Source organism: Micromonospora sp. LOL_023 (assembly GCF_048060115.1).
Lineage (GTDB): Bacteria > Actinomycetota > Actinomycetes > Mycobacteriales > Micromonosporaceae > Micromonospora_E.
On record NZ_JBHMIM010000008.1, the window covers coordinates 92,444 to 108,238 of the forward strand.

Genomic DNA, 15,795 nt, shown 5'->3' on the forward strand with positions numbered 1-15,795 from the left:
CGTCGCGATCATGGGCCTAGGTGTGGTATCGGCGGGCGAGATCGGCGGCCCCGGTCGCGGTGAGCCGGCCGTAGCACCGCAGCCGGGCCAACCCTCCGTCTGGGAAGATGTCCAGCCGCACGTGGGTCGCCGGCCGGGGCCGATCCAGTCGGAACCGGTGGCGGGTGTCCGGCTGCAGGGCCGTCGTCGGCAACAGGTCGGACCAGCCGGCCGAGTCGGCCGGGTCGGCCGAGTCGGCGACCGACGCGTCCACGCCCCGCAGCCGGGCCGCCGCCGGAGCGTTGCCCTTGAAGTGACTGGTGTCCACCTCGACGAACTCGATCACGCCGGACGCGCACAGCCGCACCTGCACCCAGTCGTTGCCGTCGTCACGCCGCCGCGCCGTCTCCCAACCCTCGCCCATCGTGCGCGCCGGACCGGGCAACAGCATCTGCTGCGGGGATCCGTAGAACCGGTCGCTGCACGCCTCGACCCGGGCACCGTGTTCGACGGCGGCGAGATCCAGCACCTCCGTCAGCATCGTCGGATCCGGCACCGGCTCGCCGTACACCCGCAGCCGGGCCACCCCGCCGTCGGGGAAGATCGTCAGCCGGACGTGGGTCTGCCGCGCCGGTGCGTCGACCGCGACGACGACCTGGGCGTCGCCGGCCAACGCCGTACGCGGCACCAGAGGTGTCCACTGCGCGGCGGCGAGCTCCGCCGGCCCCGGGTAGCCGGCGAGATCACACCCGTCGACCGCCGCGTACGGCGGGTAGTTCCCGGTGAAGAACGCGGTATCGATCAGGACCGCGCGGACCACGCCGGGTGCGCCGAGACGGACGATGACATGGTCCGATCCGGGTTGGCGCCGCCGCCGGGTCTCCCAGCCGTCGTAGACCTGGCCCTTCGCACCGAAGGTGCTGGGGGCGTAGCCCGGCGGGTACGGGTTGAGCAGGTTGTCGGCGGCGGCGAAGAACTCGTCGTTGGCGCCGACCACTCCCCCGCCGAGCGCCCGGGAGGCGAGATCGGGCAGCCAGGTTGGGTCGAGGTCGTCCGGCAGGTCGGGCAGCGGCGTGGCGGCACGGCTACTTGTCATCAGGTCCTCTCACCAGCAGGCGGCCGCGCGGCTCGTCGATGGTGACCGGCGCGCCGCGCAGCCAGGTTGCCCGGACGATGCCGGTCAGGCGTCGTCCGGCGTACGGGGTGACCGGGTGCCGTTGGCGCAGCCGGCCCGGGTCGACGTGGTAGCTCGCCGTCGGGTCGAACGCGACCAGGTCGGCGTCGGCGCCGACGGCGAGCCGACCCTTGGCGGTGAGTCCGACCAGGTCCGCCGGGGCCTGCGCCATCCAGCGCACCACGTCGCTGAGGGTGAAGCCACGGCGGTCGGCCTCGGTCCAGACCGCCGGCAGCCCCAGTTGCACGGAGGCGATGCCGCCCCAGGCGGTGGCGAAGTCCCCGGTGTCGGGGGTCTTCAGCGCCGGCAGGCAGGGCGAGTGGTCGGAGACGACGCAGGTGAGGGTGCCGTCGGCGAGCGCCGACCAGAGGGCGTCCTGGTTGTCACGGCCCCGGATCGGCGGACAGCACTTGAACTCGGTCGCACCGTCGGGGATCTCCTCGGCGGTCAGGGTCAGGTAGTGCGGGCAGGTCTCCGCGCTGACCGGTAGGCCGTGGTCACGGGCGGCGGCCAGCAGCGGCACCGCCGCGGCGGCGGACAGGTGCAGGATGTGCATCCGGGCGCCGGTCGCGCGGGCGGCGGCGATCGCCGCCGCGACGGCCTCGACCTCGGCGGCCGGCGGTCGGCTGGCCAGGAAGTCTGCGTAACGGGTCGACGAGGTGGCGGAGCAGAGCTGGTCGGGTTGTTCGGCGTGCACGACGAACAACGCGGGTACGGCGGCGAACGCGGCGGCGAGCTCGGCGGGGTCCAACGGCGGGAACTCCGGCACCCCGGAGTCGGCCAGGAAGGCCTTGAAGCCGAAGACGCCGGCGTCGTACAGGCCGGGAAGTTCGTGCCGGTTGCCGGGGATCGCGCCGCCCCAGAAACCGACGTCGACGTGACAGCGTCCGTCGGCGGCGGCGCGCTTGACGGCCAGCGCCGGCGGGTCGACGGTCGGCGGCAGGCTGTTCAGCGGCATGTCGACGATGGTGGTGACCCCGCCGGCGGCCGCGGCGAGGGTCGCGGTGGCGAAGCCTTCCCATTCGGTACGGCCGGGTTCGTTGACGTGCACGTGGGTGTCGACGAGGCCGGGCAGCAGCGCGACGTCACCGAGGTCGTTGTCGACGACCGCCGGCACCTGGTCGCGGTAGTCGACGATCGCGACGATCCGCCCGTCGCCGACCACGACGGCCGCCGGCCGTTCGCCGTCGGGCAGCACCGTCCGGCGCGACCGCAGCACCAGGTCAACGGACATCGGCCCGCTCCTCACCGGAGACGGTGCGCGGGTCGGCCCCGAGCCCGGACGCCGGATGGGCCAGCGCGACCAGTTCCCGGCGGGCGAACCCGGCCTCGGCCGGGTCGAGGGCGCCACAGTCGAGTCCTCGCAGCAGGAACCGGGCCAGGGCCCGGGCGGTCGCCGGTTCGTCGAGGATGCCGCCGGCGCGTCGCGCCAGGTAGGTGCCCAGGCGCGCCGTGGTCGCCGCCCGCCCGTCACGGTAGAAGGCGTAGGTGGCGGCGAACCGGGTCGGTAGGTGTCCCGGGTGCAGGTCCCAGCCCTGGTAGAAGCCGCGTTCCAGGGAACGGCGGACCAGGTGGGTGTGCCGGTGCCAGGCAGCCTGTACGGCGGCGGTGTCACCGACCGGCAGGATGTTGGTCGAGCCGTCGCTGAGCCGTACGCCGGTGCCGGCTGCGGCCACCTGCATGATCGCCTTGGCGTGGTCGGAACTTGGATGGTCCATACTCAGATAATCGGCGGCGACCCCGCATCCGGTTCCGTAGTCGTAGGTGCCGAAGTGCAGCCCGGTGCAGCGCCCGGCGGATTCCCCGATCAGCCGGGCGACGGTCGCGGTGCCGTCGGCCGCCAGCACCGCCGCCGGCGTCTCGATCTGGATCTCGAAGGTGAGCGCCCGGTCGGCCAGCCCGTACGCCTGCTCCAGCCGGACACAGATGTCGACCATCGCGACGACCTGCGCCGGGTGGCTGACCTTCGGCAGGGTGATCACGAAGCCGTCGGGTGGTCCGCCACAGGCGTCCAGGAACAGGTCGAGGCTGCGCAGGGCGCGTCGGCGGGTGGCCGCCTCCAGGGATTTGATCCGCACCCCCACCCAGGGCGAGGCGGTACCGGCGGCGCGGGCGGCGGTCAACGCGTGCGCCGCCGCCCGCAGGTCGGCGTCCTCGGTGGCGTCGTCACGGACCCCGTAGCCGTCCTCGACGTCGATGCGTAGGTCCTCGATCGGCCCGCTGGCCAGCTTGGCCCGGACCCGATGATCGAGTTCGGCCGGAAACGGGGCCGGCGGATGCTCGTCCAGTGCGGTCAACGCGGCCGCTCCCCAGGCCGGCACCAGGTCGACGGTGATCCGGTCGGCGGGCACGTAGACGGTGTGCACCGGTTGACGCCCGGCCGGCTCTCCCGGGTAGCGGGCGGCCAGGGCCGCGTCGACGGCGGCGAGCCGGTCGTCGATCGCGGTGTAGTCCGCCGGGGCCAGCCTGGCCATCAGTCGATCAGCCGGTACGCCGGCAGGGTGAGGAAGTCGACGAAGTCGTCACCGAGCGCCACGTCGTCGAACAACGCCCGGGCGGCCGGGAAACGGCTGGCCGCCCAGTCCGGTTCGGTCAGGTCGGCCCGGATCGCGGCGAGTTCGGCGTCGCCGATGCCCCGGACCAGGCCGGCGGTGACCGGGGTGCCGTCGGGCAGGCGTACCCCGTTGTGGATCCATTGCCAGATCTGCGACCGGGAGATCTCGGCGGTGGCCGCGTCCTCCATCAGGTTGTTGATCGCGACCGCCCCGTTGCCGCGCAACCAGGCCTCCAGGTAGCGCAGCGCGACGGCGACGTTGCCACGCAGCCCGGCTTCGGTGACGGTCCCGCCGGTGGCGGCGACGTCGAGCAGTTGGTCGGCGGTGACCGCCACGTCGGGCCGCTGCCGGTCCAACTGGTTGGACCGTTCGCCGAGGAACTCGTCGAAGACTTCCCGGCAGACCGGCACCAGGTCGGGGTGGGCCACCCAGGAACCGTCGAAGCCGTCGCCGGCCTCGCGCTGTTTGTCCGCCCGGACCTGGTCGACGGCGCGGGCGGTGGCCTCGGCGTCGCGCCGGTTGGGGATGAACGCCGACATGCCGCCGATCGCCATCGCGCCACGTCGGTGGCAGGTGGCGACCAGCAGTTCGGTGTACGCCCGCATGAACGGCGCGGTCATGGTGACCGCCGACCGGTCCGGCAGGACGAACTGCCCACCGGCGTCACGGAAGTTCTTGATGATGCTGAACAGGTAGTCCCAGCGGCCGGCGTTGAGCCCGGCGGCGTACGGGCCGAGCGCCCAGAGGATCTCGTCCATCTCGAAGGCCGCGGTGATCGTCTCGATCAGCACGGTCACCCGGATGCTGCCGGTCGGCAGGTCGAGAGCGGACTCGGTGTGGGCGAACACGTCGTGCCACAGCGCTGCTTCCTCGTGGCTTTCCAGTTTCGGCAGGTAGAGGTAGGGCCCGCTGCCCCGGCGCAGCAGTTCGGCGGCGTTGTGGAACAGGTGGAGCCCGGCGTCGACCAGTGCGCCGACCGCCGGGCCCCCGTCGAAGGCGAGATGTCGTTCGTCGAGGTGCCAGCCACGCGGGCGGACCACGATCGTCGGACGGGGCCCGGGTCCGAGCCGGTAGGTCCTGGCCCCGGTCCGCAGCTCGATGGTGCCCCGCACGGCGTCGGCGAGGTTGCGCTGCCCGCCGATGACGTTGGCCCAGTGCGGGGTGTTGGCGTCCTCCAGGTCGGCCAGCCAGACCCGGGCGCCGGAGTTCAGCGCGTTGATGGTCATCTTGCGTTCGGTGGGCCCGGTGATCTCGACCCGCCGATCAGCCAGGTCGGCCGGGGGCGGCGGGACGGTCCAGTCGCCGGCGCGCACCTGCGCGGTGTCGGGGCGAAGGTCCAGCCGGCCGGTGCGGGCGATCTCGGTGCGCCGCCGCCGGCGGGCGGCGAGCAGGTCGGCGCGGCGGCCGGCGAACCGTTTGTGCAGGTCGGCGAGGAAGGCGACCGCGTCCACGGTGAGGACGTCCGCTGTCTCGTCGGCCGGCGCGGCCGCCGAGGCCGGACCCGACTCAGCCTTGGTACGGGACATGGGCGGTCACTCCTGTTCGGTACGGGTCGGGGCCGGCACGGCGGCGCGACGCGGCTCCGGCAGGGCGCGGGTCGCGGCCGGCTGAATGTCGGGCGGGGCCAGCAGGGCGTCGTGGGTACGGGCGGCTTCGCGGGCCAGGTCGCCGGAGTCGGCGGTACGCAGCTCGGCCCGTTGCACCACCGGGCGGCCACCGACCAGCAGCAGCTCCACCGGGGCGGGCGGGCCGAGTACCAGGGCGGCGACCGGGTCGGTGATGCCTGCGTGGCCGAGGCCGTCGAGTCGCCACAGGGCGACGTCGGCCAGTTTGCCGACCTGCAGGGAGCCGATCTCGGCGTCGCGGCCGAGACAGCGGGCACCGCCGATGGTGCCCATGGCGAGCGCGTCGCGGGCCGACAACGCGCCCGGCCCGCCGCGCAGCCGGGCCGCGTACAGCGCCTGGCGTAGTTCTTCGCCGAGGTGGCCGGCTTCCTGGCTGGCGGCGCCGTCGACGCCGAGTCCGACCGGGACGCCGGCGGCGAGCAGATCGGTGACCCGGGCCGTGCCGGCACCGAGGCGGGCGTTCGAGCTGGGACAGTGCGCGACGCCGGTGCCGGTGGCACCGAGGCGGGCCACCGCCGCGTCGTCGAGGTGTACGCCGTGTGCCAGCCACACGTCGGTGCCGAGCCAGCCGAGCTGTTCGGCGTACTGCACCGGGGTGCAGCCGTGGTTGGCCTGGCAGTACTGCTCCTCGTCGGTGGTCTCGGCGAGGTGGGTGTGCAGCCGTACGCCCCGACGGCGGGCCAGCTCGGCGGCTTCGCGCATCAGCCGGGGGGTGACCGAGAACGGCGAGCAGGGCGCGACGGCGACCCGCAGCATCGACTCCGGCGACGGGTCGTGCCAGCGGTCGATGGCGGCCTCGGTGGCGGCCAGCGCGGCGTCGGTGTCCTCGACCGTCGAGTCCGGTGGCAGCCCGCCGGCCGACCGACCCAGGTCCATCGAGCCACGGCAGGGTTGGAACCGTAGTCCGATCCGCTGCGCGGCGGCGATCTCGGCGGCGAACAGGTCGCCCCCGTCGCGGGGGAAGACGTAGTGGTGGTCGGTGCTGGTGGTACAGCCGGACAGGGCCAGCCAGCCGAGGTTGGCCGCCGCGGCGGCGTGGACCGTGTCGGCGTCGATCCGCGACCAGATCGGATACAGGGTGGTCAGCCAGCCGAACAGGGTGTCCTGCTGGGCGAGCCCCCGGGTGGCCCACTGGTAGAGGTGGTGGTGGGTGTTGACCAGGCCCGGGGTGGCCAGGCAGCCGGTGCCGTCGACCCGCTGGACCTCGCCGGGGTCGCCGCCGGCCAGCTGCTCCAGCTGGCCGGCGGGGACGTCGCCGGGGCCGACGGCGGCGATCCGGCCGTCGTCGCCGACGACGAGGTGGCCGGTGCGGTGTTCGGTGCCGGCGGGGTCGACCGTGGCGATGGCCGCGCCGGTGACGACGAGCATCACCAGTCGCCCAACGCCGGCGCCGCGTCGTCGCGGCGCACGGTGCCTTCGATCAGGCCGTACGGGCGGTCGGCGACGACGAACACGGTGTTGGGGTTGTCCAGCCCGACCGGGCCCAGGTCGACCAGCAGATGGTGCTTGTTGGGCAGGACGAGGCGCACCTCGACCACCTGCGGATGGTCGGTGAGCACCCGCTCGCCCATCGCGTAGAGGGTCTGCTGCAGCGACCGGCTGTAGGTGCCGACGAACGCGGCGACCAGCGTGTCGCGGACCGCCGCGTGGGCGGTGTCCCAGTCGGCGGCGCCCGGGACGACGCCGGCGTAGCGCCACCGCGCGTCGACGGCGGTGGCCAGGATCCGGTCGTCGGCGGGTGGCAGGGTCGTGTACGGGTCGACGACGAAGCCGCAGAACTCCGAGTCGGTGGTGTTGAGCAGCACCAGCCCGGTCAGTCCGGCGACGATCTCGGCGCGGTCGCCGTCGTAGCGCACGGTGGCGGTCCGGGTCTGCGTACCGTCGCGCTGGAACGAGTGCGGGCCGAGCCGCTGCCAGCCGTACTGCTCGATGTCGATCCGGGCGCGGTCGATGCTGGGCTGGCTGTCGACGAAGTGCCGGGCCAGCAGCAGGCCGAACTCCTCGGCGCTGCTGATGCCGTGCCGGCGGGCGAACGCGTACACGGTGTTCTTCTGCGTGTCGGTGGGCAGCACCTGGCTGTTGTCACCGGTGAGGTGGGTGGCGGCGAGGTCACCGGCGAGCGCGACGGAGACGTTGAGGTCGGTCAGGGTGTGCCGGTCGCCGTCGCGGTCGACCCGGACCACCCGGGTTTCCGCCTTGCCGTACCGGTTCGGACCCAGGACGATCCCCATCCATCAGCTCCCTCGATAGGTGGTGTAGCCGTACGGGCTGAGCAGCAGCGGCACGTGGTGGTGCCGGGCGGCGTCGCGCACGGTGAAGACGACCGGGATCTCGGTGTAGAAACCGTCGGCGCCGAGCCGGCCGGTCACGTCGAACACCAACCGGTACGTTCCGGCGTCCCACCGGTCCGCCGGCGCCCAGTCGCGCAGCCGTCCGTCGGCGTCGGTGCGCCCGGCGGCGACGGTGCGCCAGCCCCCGTCGCCGCCGGGCGCGTCCAGGCGCACCGGCAGGTCGGGCGCGGGGGTCCCGATGGCGGTGTCCAACACGTGGGTGGACAGCGGAGCGTACCGGGCCGGCGACGAGCCCACCGATGTCTGCTCGGACGGCAGCTGGTCGGATGGCGCTCCGGCGAGGTCGTCGAGCAGCCGGCCGACCCGCAGCGCGGCGATGTCGCCGAGTTCGATGCGCACCACCGCCCGTTCGGTGTCGTCGTCGTGGCGCAGCCGCTGCCGGGCGGCGGCTGCCAACTCGGCGGCCCCCCGGCCGTTGGCGAAGATCAGGAACCGGTAGCCGAAGCGCTGCTCGTACGCCTCGTTCAAGGTGATCAACTCGGCGCGGGCCAGGTCGTCGACGGCGGCCCCGCCACCGTCGGCCGCCACCGACTGCTCCCGCCGTGACCAGCCGGCCTCCCGGCTGTCACCGGCCGGCGGCTGCCCGATCCGGGGATGGGCGGCGATTGCCTGCGCCACCTGCGGCCAGGGCAGCGCCGTCACCTGCTCGCGCGCCTGCGCAGCCAGGGTGTCCCGGTCGCGATAGGGCCGCCCGGCGGTCACCGCCGTGGCCCACCCCGGCGCCGCGCAACAGCTGAGCAACTGTTCGCGCGCCTCGTCGGCGGGCAGCGTGTCGAACACGTCGAGTCCGCGATCCACTCCCGGCACCCCTTTCGCTGCGCTGCAGTCAAGCAGCCGCGACCAGCCCACCGATAGCGGTGCGGCGACCAAAGACGAAACATCGTCGCCGTACGGTTTTGGAGGTTCATCCAATCACCGTCCCCGGAGGCGATCCCGTGCTGCTGGCCGACGTGCTCGACAAGTCCCACCTCAAGTTGGTCCCGCTGACCGGCGACGACGGCCGGGACCGCACGGTGGCCCGGGTCAACGTCATCGACCTGCCCGACCCCGGCCGGTACGTGGCCACCGCCGACCTGGTGCTCACCGGTCTGATGTGGCATCGCGGCCCGGCCGAGTCCGAGGTGTTCGTGTCGGCGTTGGCGGCCGCCGGGGTGACGGCGCTCGGCGCGGGTGAGGCGCTGCACGGCAGCGTGCCGCGTGACCTGATCGCCGCCTGCCGGCGGCACCGGCTGCCGCTGTTCGAGGTGCCGGCCGACGTGTCGTTCCGCGACATCATCGACGACGTACACCCGGCGTTGTGGGCCCAGCGGGCCAGCGCGTTGGCCGCGGTGCTGGGCCGCCAGCGCGGCCTGGTCGCGGCGATGGCCGCCGGCGCGCGGCTGACCGATCTGCTGCCCACCGTCGCCGGGGCGATCGGCACCGACTGCTGGACCCTGACCACCAGCGGGCGGGTCGTCGCCGGTACGGCGGAGCTGGCCGACCCGACCGCCGAAGCGCTCAGTCGCGCCTTCCTGACGGTACAGCGGCTGCCGGCCACCGTCACGGTCGACGGCGAACGGTTCTCGGTGTTCGGGGTGCCCGGCCGCGCCGAGCACCGGCTCGCCGCCTGGTTGGTGGCCTGCCGGGGCGATCTCGACTCGCTACCCGGCACGGTCGACGAACTGACCAGCGTGGTCGCGCTGGAGCGGGCACATCTGGACGAGGTCACCCGGGTCGAGGCACGACTGGCCGGGCAACTGCGCGCGGCGCTGCGCGTACCCGGGGATCTCGCCGGCCTGCGGGCCGCGCTGGTGGCCGCCCGACTCGAACCGGACGCCGCCTTCGTGGCGGTGGTGGCCACCCTCGACGGTCTGCGCGCCCCCGGGACGCTGACCATGGCGGTGGTGGACGAGTTCCTCAGCCGGTTGGCACCGGACCGCGCGGTCGCCCTGCTGGAGCCGGAGCTGCCCGCCGGGGCACTCGCCATCCTGGCGGTGTCACCGAGGACGGCCGGCTCGATCGGGTCGACCCTGCTCGCCGCGGCCGACCGGATGTCCCCCGGGCTGCGCGGTGGTCGACTCGCCCTGGGCGTCAGCGCCGCGAGCGCCGGTGCGCCCGGGCTGAGTGGGGCCGTCGAGGAGGCGCTACACGCCCACCGTTCCGCGACCGGCACCGGGTCGGGGCCGGTGCGGGTGGTCGCCGCCGGGGAGCTGGCGTCGCACTCGCTGCTGCTGGCGGGGGTGCCGGTCGGCACCCGGCAGGGATTCCGCGACCGGCTGCTCGGCCCGGTCGAGGAGTACGACCGGGCGCACCGCGCCGACCTGCTGCGTACCCTCGCCAAGTTCCTCGACTGTGGTGGTTCGTGGAGCCGGTGCGCCGAGCGGCTACACGTGCACGTCAACACCCTGCGGTACCGGATCAACCGGGTCGAGCAGTTGACCGGCCGGGACCTGGGCCGATTCGAGGACCGGGTGGACTTCTTCCTCGCGTTGCGCCTCACCGCCGGCTGACCGGCCCAGGGTCGCGGCGGCGGGGTGGCTGGCGGGGTGGATCGAGCCGGTGCCGGCGGTCAGCCGGCCACCGGGGCGGCCGGCGCCGGCCGCGATGATCTCCGCGGCGACGCTCACGGCGGTCTCCTCCGGGGTACGCGCACCGATGTCCAGTCCGATCGGGGCGGACAACCGCGCGAGTGCGGTCGCCGGCACCCCGGCGGCCCGTAGCCGGGCCACCCGGTCGTCGGTACTGCGCCGCGAACCCATCGCGCCCAGGTAGGCGACCGGCAGATTCAGGGCGAGACGCAGCAGTGGCACGTCGAACTTCGGATCATGGGTGAGCACGCAGAGCACCGTGCGGCGGTCCACCCTGCCGGCGTCGACCTCGGTTCCCAGGTAGCGGTGCGGCCAGTCGACGACGACCTCGGCGGCGTCGGGAAACCGCTGCGCCGTGGTGAACACCGGCCGAGCGTCGCACACCGTCACCCGGTAACCAAGGAACCGCCCCTGCCGGGACAGCGCCGCGGTGAAGTCCGACGCGCCGAAGATGATCATCCGCGGCGGTGGGACGAAGCTGCGGACCAGCAGGCTGACCCCGGGCACCGGGCGGACCAGCCCGGTGCGACCCGCCGCGAGCAGCTCGCGGCCGGCCCGCGCGGCGACGGCGTCGATCCCGGCGTCACCCAGCGTCCCCTGTGCCCCGGGACCGTCGTCCACCAGCAACCACCGGCCTTCACTGGCCGCCGGCCCGGCCACACAGGTCACCGCCGCGACCGGGCTGCCCCCGCGGACCCGCGCACCGAGCTGGTCGAACTCCGCCACGGCTGCCCGGTCGACCCGTTCCACGTACACCTCGACCTCACCGCCGCAGGTCAGGCCGGGACCGAAGACCTCACCGCCGACACCGATGTCGCCGAACCGGGACAGGGTCGCCTCGCCGGTGTCCAGCACGTTGCGGCACAGCTGGTACACGGCGGCTTCGACGCAACCGGCGGAGACGCTGCCGGTCGCCGTGCCGTCCGGGGCGACCAGCATGACGCTGCCCGGGGGTCGGGGTGCGCTGCCGGCGGTCGCGGTCACCGTCGCCAGCGCGACCGACTCGCCGGCGTACCACCACCGCAGCGCCTCGGAGAGCACCGGCCCGATCATCGGGTCACCGCCGGCAGGTCGCCGGCCTGCGCCTGCGGCGGCCAACACCCGATCGCGTCCGCCGGCCGGTCCAGGTCGGTCGGGTCGGCGACGTCGCCGCACGGCACGATCCGCACCTGATCGGCGTGTGCCCGAAGGTAGTCGCGGGCGCCGGCGTCCCCGGTCGCCGTAGCCGCGACCGCCGCCCAGTGGTCACGGCCGAGCACCACCGGATGACCGGTGCGCCCCGACCCGAACCCACCGACGGCGAGCGTGCGTCGGTGGGCACCACCGGCGACCCGGCGCACCGCGGCCGGACCGATGCCCGGCATGTCGACGAGAAGAACGACCACCGCGTCGGGCGGTCCGGCCGGTTGCACCTCGGCCGCAGCAGCCGGTGCCGCCGGCGTCGTCGGTCCGGCCGCCACCGTCGCCAGCCCGCTGCGCAACGACGAGGCCATCCCGCTGGCCCAGTCCGGATTGTCGACCAGCGTCGCGTCGGCCAGGTCGGCGGCCGCCCGTACCTGGCCGGCCCCGGCACCCACGACGACCACCACCGGCCGGCAACCCGCAGCGGCCAGGGTGGCGGCGGCGCGTTCGACCAGCAGCGTCCCGCCCAGGCGGACCAGGGCCTTGGGCCGGCCGTAGCGGCGACCGGCGCCGGCGGCGAGCACGATTCCGGCAAGCACCGGCCAACGATGCGGAGCCGCTGACCGTCCGGTCAAGCACACGACGGTCGCCTTGTAGGTTCGTCCAACCACCTGGCCGATCCGTGGAGCTGGATTGTGCTCCACCGTCATTGTCCGCAACGCCCGCGCGGTTGGACGATGCGGAGCGTGGATCTGCATACCGTCTCCGACGTGATCACCGCCGACGACGGCGACTGGCGTACGGGTGACCGCTGGCTCGCCGGCGGCAGCTACCTCTACTCGCAGCCGCAGCCGGACGTCCGCCGGCTGCGGGATCTCACCCGGATGCACTGGCCGCCGCTACGGATCGGCGACGACGGCCTGGAGATCGCCGCCACCTGCACAATCGCCGAGCTTTCCCGGTTACGGCCGGCGCAGGGGTGGGCCGGATTCGCCGCACTCGTCCGTCGCTGCTGCGACGCGCTGCTCGCCTCGCACAAGATCTGGAACGTGGCGACCGTCGGCGGCAACATCTGCGCCGCGCTACCCGCCGGGCCGATGACATCGCTGGCCGTCGCCACCGAGGCCCAGTGCCTGCTCACCGACCTCACCGGTGGGCAGCGGCAGGTGGCCTCGGCCGAGTTCGTCCGCGACGTCGAGTCGACCGCGCTAGCTCAGGGCGAGTACCTGCGCGGCGTACGGGTGCCCACCTGGGCCGTACGGTCCCGGTACGCGATGCGTCGGGCGTCGCTGTTCACCCATGGACGTTCGGCGGCGCTGGTGATCGGCCGCAGCAGCCCGGACACCAGCGGATTGACGCTGTCGGTGACCGCAGCCACCCGCCGCCCGGTGGTGCTGCGCCTGCCCGACCGGCCGACCGAGGAGCAGACGCTGGACCAGGTGGACGCCGCCTGCGCGGCCGCCGGCTGGATGGACGACGTACACGGTCTGCCTGCCTGGCGACGGCACCAGACCCTGCGGATGGCGGCGCAGGTCAGGGCCGAGTTGGTCGACGCCCGGTCGGGCGCGTCCACGGTCGGAGCCGACGGAGCCGGCGAGGTCCGCCGGTGAGCATCGTCGTCAACGGCACGGCCGCCGCCGGGGAACCAGCCGCCGGCCAGTGCCTGCGGACCTTCCTGCGTGAGCAGGGCTGGTACGGGGTGAAGAAGGGCTGCGACTCGGGCGACTGCGGAGCCTGCACGGTCCACGTCGACGGGTTGCCGGTGCACAGCTGCGTGTATCCGGCGGTCCGGGCTCAGGGTCGCGCGGTGACCACTGTCGAGGGTCTGGCCGAGGGTGCCGACCTGCATCCGGTGCAGCAACGGTTCCTCGACGCACAGGGCTTCCAGTGTGGCTTCTGCACCGCCGGACTGCTGATGACGGTCGCCGCGCTCGACGACGCCCAACAGGCGGACCTGCCGCGTGCGTTGAAAGGCAACCTGTGTCGGTGCACCGGCTACCGGGCGATCCGGGACGCGATCGCCGGCGTCCGGCATGTCACGTCCACGTCGGCGGAGACACCGCAGGGGGCACCGGTCGACGCGACGCCGGGCGCGCCGGTGGCCGCGGTCCGCAGCGCGGCCGTCGGCGCCAACGTGCCGGCCCCGGCCGGCCGGCAGATCGTCACCGGGACCGCCCGGTTCACCTTCGACGTGGCGGTGCCCGGCCTGACCCACCTGAAACTGGTGCGTTCCACCGTGCCGCACGCCCGGATCACCGGCTTCGACGTCGACGCGGCGATGCGGGTCCCGGGCGTACTGGCGGTGTTGACCCACCGCGACTGCCCGGACCGGCTGTACTCCAGCGCTCAGCACGAGCACGCCCACGAGGACCCGGCAGACACCCGGCTGCTCGACGCCACGGTCCGCTTCGTCGGACAACGGGTCGCGGCGGTGGTCGCCGAGACGGAGGCGGCGGCGGAGACCGCGGCCCGGCTGGTCCGGGTGCACTACGCGGCCCTGCCCGCGGTGTTCGACCCACAGACGGCGATGGCACCGGGCGCCCCGGTGCTCCACGACAAGGATCCAGTGGCCTGCGGCATCGCCCGGCCGGCCGACAACGTGGCCGGCGAGGTGCACGGGGAGGTCGGCGACGTGGACCTCGCGCTGGCCGAGGCCGACGAGGTCTACACCGCGACCCTACGCACCCAGCGGGTGCAGCACGCCCATCTGGAGACACACGGCGCGGTGGCCTGGCCGGAACCCGACGGCGGGGTGACCGTGCGGTCCAGTACGCAGACTCCGTACCTGACCCGGCGGGCGTTGGCCCGGCTGTTCGATCTGCCGCCACAGCGGGTCCGGGTCGTCGCCGGGCGGGTCGGCGGCGGGTTCGGCGGCAAACAGGAGATGCTCGTCGAGGACATCGTGGTGCTGGCGGCGTTGCGCACCGGCCGACCGGTGAAACTGGAGTTCACCCGGTCGGAGCAGTTCACCTCGGCGACCACCCGGCACCCGTTCCAGGTGACGGTGACGGTGGCCGGCCGACGCGACGGAACGCTGACCGCGGTGCGGCTGCGGGTGGTGGCCGACACCGGCGCGTACGGCAACCACGGTCCGGCGGTGCTGGCGCACGGCTGCAGCGAGTCGGTCGCCGTCTACCGCTGCCCGAACAAGCAGGTCGACGGCTGGTCGGTGTACACCAACACGGTCCCGTCCGGGGCGTTCCGCGGCTACGGTCTGGGCCAGGTGTCGTTCGCCGTCGAATCGGCGGTCGACGAGTTGGCCCGCCGGCTCGGCTTCGACCCGATCGCCTTCCGCGCCCGCAACGTGATCGGGCCGGACGATCCGCTGGTCACCCCGGTCGGGCACGACGACACCGTCCAGGTACGCAGTTACGGCCTGGACCAGTGCCTGGATCTGATCACGCGGGCCCGCTCGCAGCCGCCAGCCGACCGCCAGGTGCGGCCAGCTCAGCAGCAGGTGCCGCCGGCGGGTTGGCTGGTCGGCGACGGCATGGCGGTGGCGATGATCGCCACCGGCCCACCGGGCGGGCACCACGGCCGGGCCAGGGCGAGCCTCGCCGACGACGGCTGCTACCAACTGGACGTCGGGATGGCCGAGTTCGGCAACGGGTCGACGACCGTCCACCGGCAGCTGGTCGCCGACGCGTTGGCCACCAGTGTCGACCAGGTACGCATCCGCCAGTCGGACACCGCGCTGGTCGGGCACGACACCGGTGCCTTCGCCTCCACCGGCACCGTCGTCGCCGGTACGGCGGCTCAGCGGGCCGCCGTCGGGCTGCGGGGCCAGCTTCTCGACGCCGCGTCGCGGTACACCGGGGTGGACCGGGGGCAGTGCCGGTTGGCCGGCGACGCGGTGTGGTGCGCCGACCGACGCGTCGCGCTGGTGGAGTTGGTACAGGCCGCTGGCGGCACGTTGTCCGCCGACGGACACGCCGACGGCGGACAGCGGTCGGTGGCGTTCAACGTGCACTGGTTCCGGATCGCCGTCGATCCGGACAGCGGCGAGATCAGAATTCTGCGCAGCGTACACAGTGCCGACGCCGGAACGGTGCTCAATCCGATGCAGTGCCGGGGGCAGGTGGAGGGTGGGGTGGCTCAGGCGCTCGGCGCCACCCTCGCCGAGCATGTCGACATCGACGACGATGGCCGGGTCCGCACGACCGACTTCCGCAGCTACCACCTGCCGACGTTCGCCGACGTGCCGGAGACCGAGGTGCATTTCGCCGACAGCAGCGACCCGCTCGGGCCGTCGGGTGCCAAGTCGATGAGTGAGAGTCCGTTCAATCCGGTGGCTGCGGCGTTGGCGAACGCCCTGCGCGACGCGACCGGCATCCGATTCACCGATCTGCCGTTCACCCGCGACCGGGTATGGGACCGGTTGCGGCGCGGCCAGATCGATGCCGATAAAGAGTAGGACAAGTC

At 73.6% G+C, this 15,795-nt stretch carries 11 protein-coding genes and 1 pseudogene; 3 read left to right on the forward strand and 9 right to left on the reverse strand.

The features are described from left to right. Positions 1-16: 16 nt before the first annotated feature. From alc to uraD, 7 genes are read right to left on the reverse strand one after another with little or no spacing between them, the layout of a single operon-like run. Positions 17-1,075 carry an allantoicase gene (alc, locus tag ACFHVL_RS06580; RefSeq protein ID WP_416626188.1) on the reverse strand — a complete coding sequence of 353 codons (1,059 nt, stop codon included), beginning with the start codon at positions 1,073-1,075 and terminating at the stop codon, positions 17-19. Continuing rightward, positions 1,065-2,387, reverse strand: coding sequence for an allantoinase AllB (gene allB, locus ACFHVL_RS06585; RefSeq protein ID WP_416626190.1), 1,323 nt, complete (start codon positions 2,385-2,387; stop codon positions 1,065-1,067). Before allB ends, alc begins: the two co-directional genes overlap by 11 nt. Further along, positions 2,377-3,627, reverse strand: coding sequence for a DUF6986 family protein (locus ACFHVL_RS06590; RefSeq protein WP_416626192.1), 1,251 nt, complete (start codon positions 3,625-3,627; stop codon positions 2,377-2,379). The genes allB and ACFHVL_RS06590 overlap by 11 nt, the downstream gene beginning before the upstream one ends. Beyond that, entirely contained in the window at positions 3,627-5,234 is a 1,608-nt protein-coding gene (aceB, locus tag ACFHVL_RS06595; RefSeq protein ID WP_416626193.1) for a malate synthase A, read from the reverse strand. Before aceB ends, ACFHVL_RS06590 begins: the two co-directional genes overlap by 1 nt. A gap of 6 nt (positions 5,235-5,240) precedes the next feature. Further along, positions 5,241-6,701, reverse strand: coding sequence for an 8-oxoguanine deaminase (locus ACFHVL_RS06600; RefSeq protein WP_416626195.1), 1,461 nt, complete (start codon positions 6,699-6,701; stop codon positions 5,241-5,243). Continuing rightward, positions 6,701-7,564, reverse strand: coding sequence for a factor-independent urate hydroxylase (pucL, locus tag ACFHVL_RS06605; protein ID WP_416626197.1), 864 nt, complete (start codon positions 7,562-7,564; stop codon positions 6,701-6,703). The genes ACFHVL_RS06600 and pucL overlap by 1 nt, the downstream gene beginning before the upstream one ends. A gap of 3 nt (positions 7,565-7,567) precedes the next feature. Beyond that, positions 7,568-8,482, reverse strand: a complete 915-nt coding sequence (gene uraD, locus ACFHVL_RS06610) for a 2-oxo-4-hydroxy-4-carboxy-5-ureidoimidazoline decarboxylase (RefSeq protein ID WP_416626198.1) — start codon at positions 8,480-8,482, stop codon at positions 7,568-7,570. 152 nt (positions 8,483-8,634) lie between these two features. Here uraD and ACFHVL_RS06615 point away from each other — a divergent pair. Beyond that, positions 8,635-10,101, forward strand: a pseudogene (locus tag ACFHVL_RS06615) (PucR family transcriptional regulator); the annotation flags it as partial. On the opposite strand, the gene ACFHVL_RS06620 reads toward ACFHVL_RS06615, so the two are convergent. Both ACFHVL_RS06620 and ACFHVL_RS06625 read right to left on the reverse strand, forming a co-directional pair. Then, positions 10,048-11,304, reverse strand: coding sequence for an XdhC family protein (locus ACFHVL_RS06620; protein WP_416626200.1), 1,257 nt, complete (start codon positions 11,302-11,304; stop codon positions 10,048-10,050). The pseudogene ACFHVL_RS06615 and the gene ACFHVL_RS06620 sit on opposite strands and share 54 nt — an antisense overlap. Continuing rightward, entirely contained in the window at positions 11,301-11,972 is a 672-nt protein-coding gene (locus ACFHVL_RS06625) for a nucleotidyltransferase family protein (RefSeq protein ID WP_416626201.1), read from the reverse strand. The genes ACFHVL_RS06620 and ACFHVL_RS06625 overlap by 4 nt, the downstream gene beginning before the upstream one ends. A 147-nt stretch (positions 11,973-12,119) precedes the next feature. Here ACFHVL_RS06625 and ACFHVL_RS06630 point away from each other — a divergent pair, with 147 nt between their 5' ends. Together ACFHVL_RS06630 and ACFHVL_RS06635 are read left to right on the forward strand one after the other, a co-directional pair. Further along, a complete protein-coding gene (locus ACFHVL_RS06630) occupies positions 12,120-12,983 on the forward strand; it encodes an FAD binding domain-containing protein (RefSeq protein WP_416626202.1) in 864 nt (287 codons plus the stop codon). Then, complete coding sequence (locus ACFHVL_RS06635) at positions 12,980-15,787, forward strand: molybdopterin-dependent oxidoreductase (RefSeq protein WP_416626203.1); 2,808 nt, start codon at positions 12,980-12,982, stop codon at positions 15,785-15,787. Before ACFHVL_RS06630 ends, ACFHVL_RS06635 begins: the two co-directional genes overlap by 4 nt. Positions 15,788-15,795 lie beyond the last annotated feature (8 nt).

Excerpts from the sequence above, each read along its gene's own strand:
- ACFHVL_RS06590 (WP_416626192.1), bottom strand. The coding sequence starts at position 3,627 with ATGGCCAGGCTGGCCCCGGCGGACTACACCGCGATCGACGACCGGCTC.
- allB (WP_416626190.1), bottom strand. The coding sequence starts at position 2,387 with ATGTCCGTTGACCTGGTGCTGCGGTCGCGCCGGACGGTGCTGCCCGAC.
- aceB (WP_416626193.1), bottom strand. The coding sequence starts at position 5,234 with ATGTCCCGTACCAAGGCTGAGTCGGGTCCGGCCTCGGCGGCCGCGCCG.
- ACFHVL_RS06620 (WP_416626200.1), bottom strand. The coding sequence starts at position 11,304 with ATGATCGGGCCGGTGCTCTCCGAGGCGCTGCGGTGGTGGTACGCCGGC.
- pucL (WP_416626197.1), bottom strand. The coding sequence starts at position 7,564 with ATGGGGATCGTCCTGGGTCCGAACCGGTACGGCAAGGCGGAAACCCGG.
- alc (WP_416626188.1), bottom strand. The coding sequence starts at position 1,075 with ATGACAAGTAGCCGTGCCGCCACGCCGCTGCCCGACCTGCCGGACGAC.
- ACFHVL_RS06600 (WP_416626195.1), bottom strand. The coding sequence starts at position 6,701 with ATGCTCGTCGTCACCGGCGCGGCCATCGCCACGGTCGACCCCGCCGGC.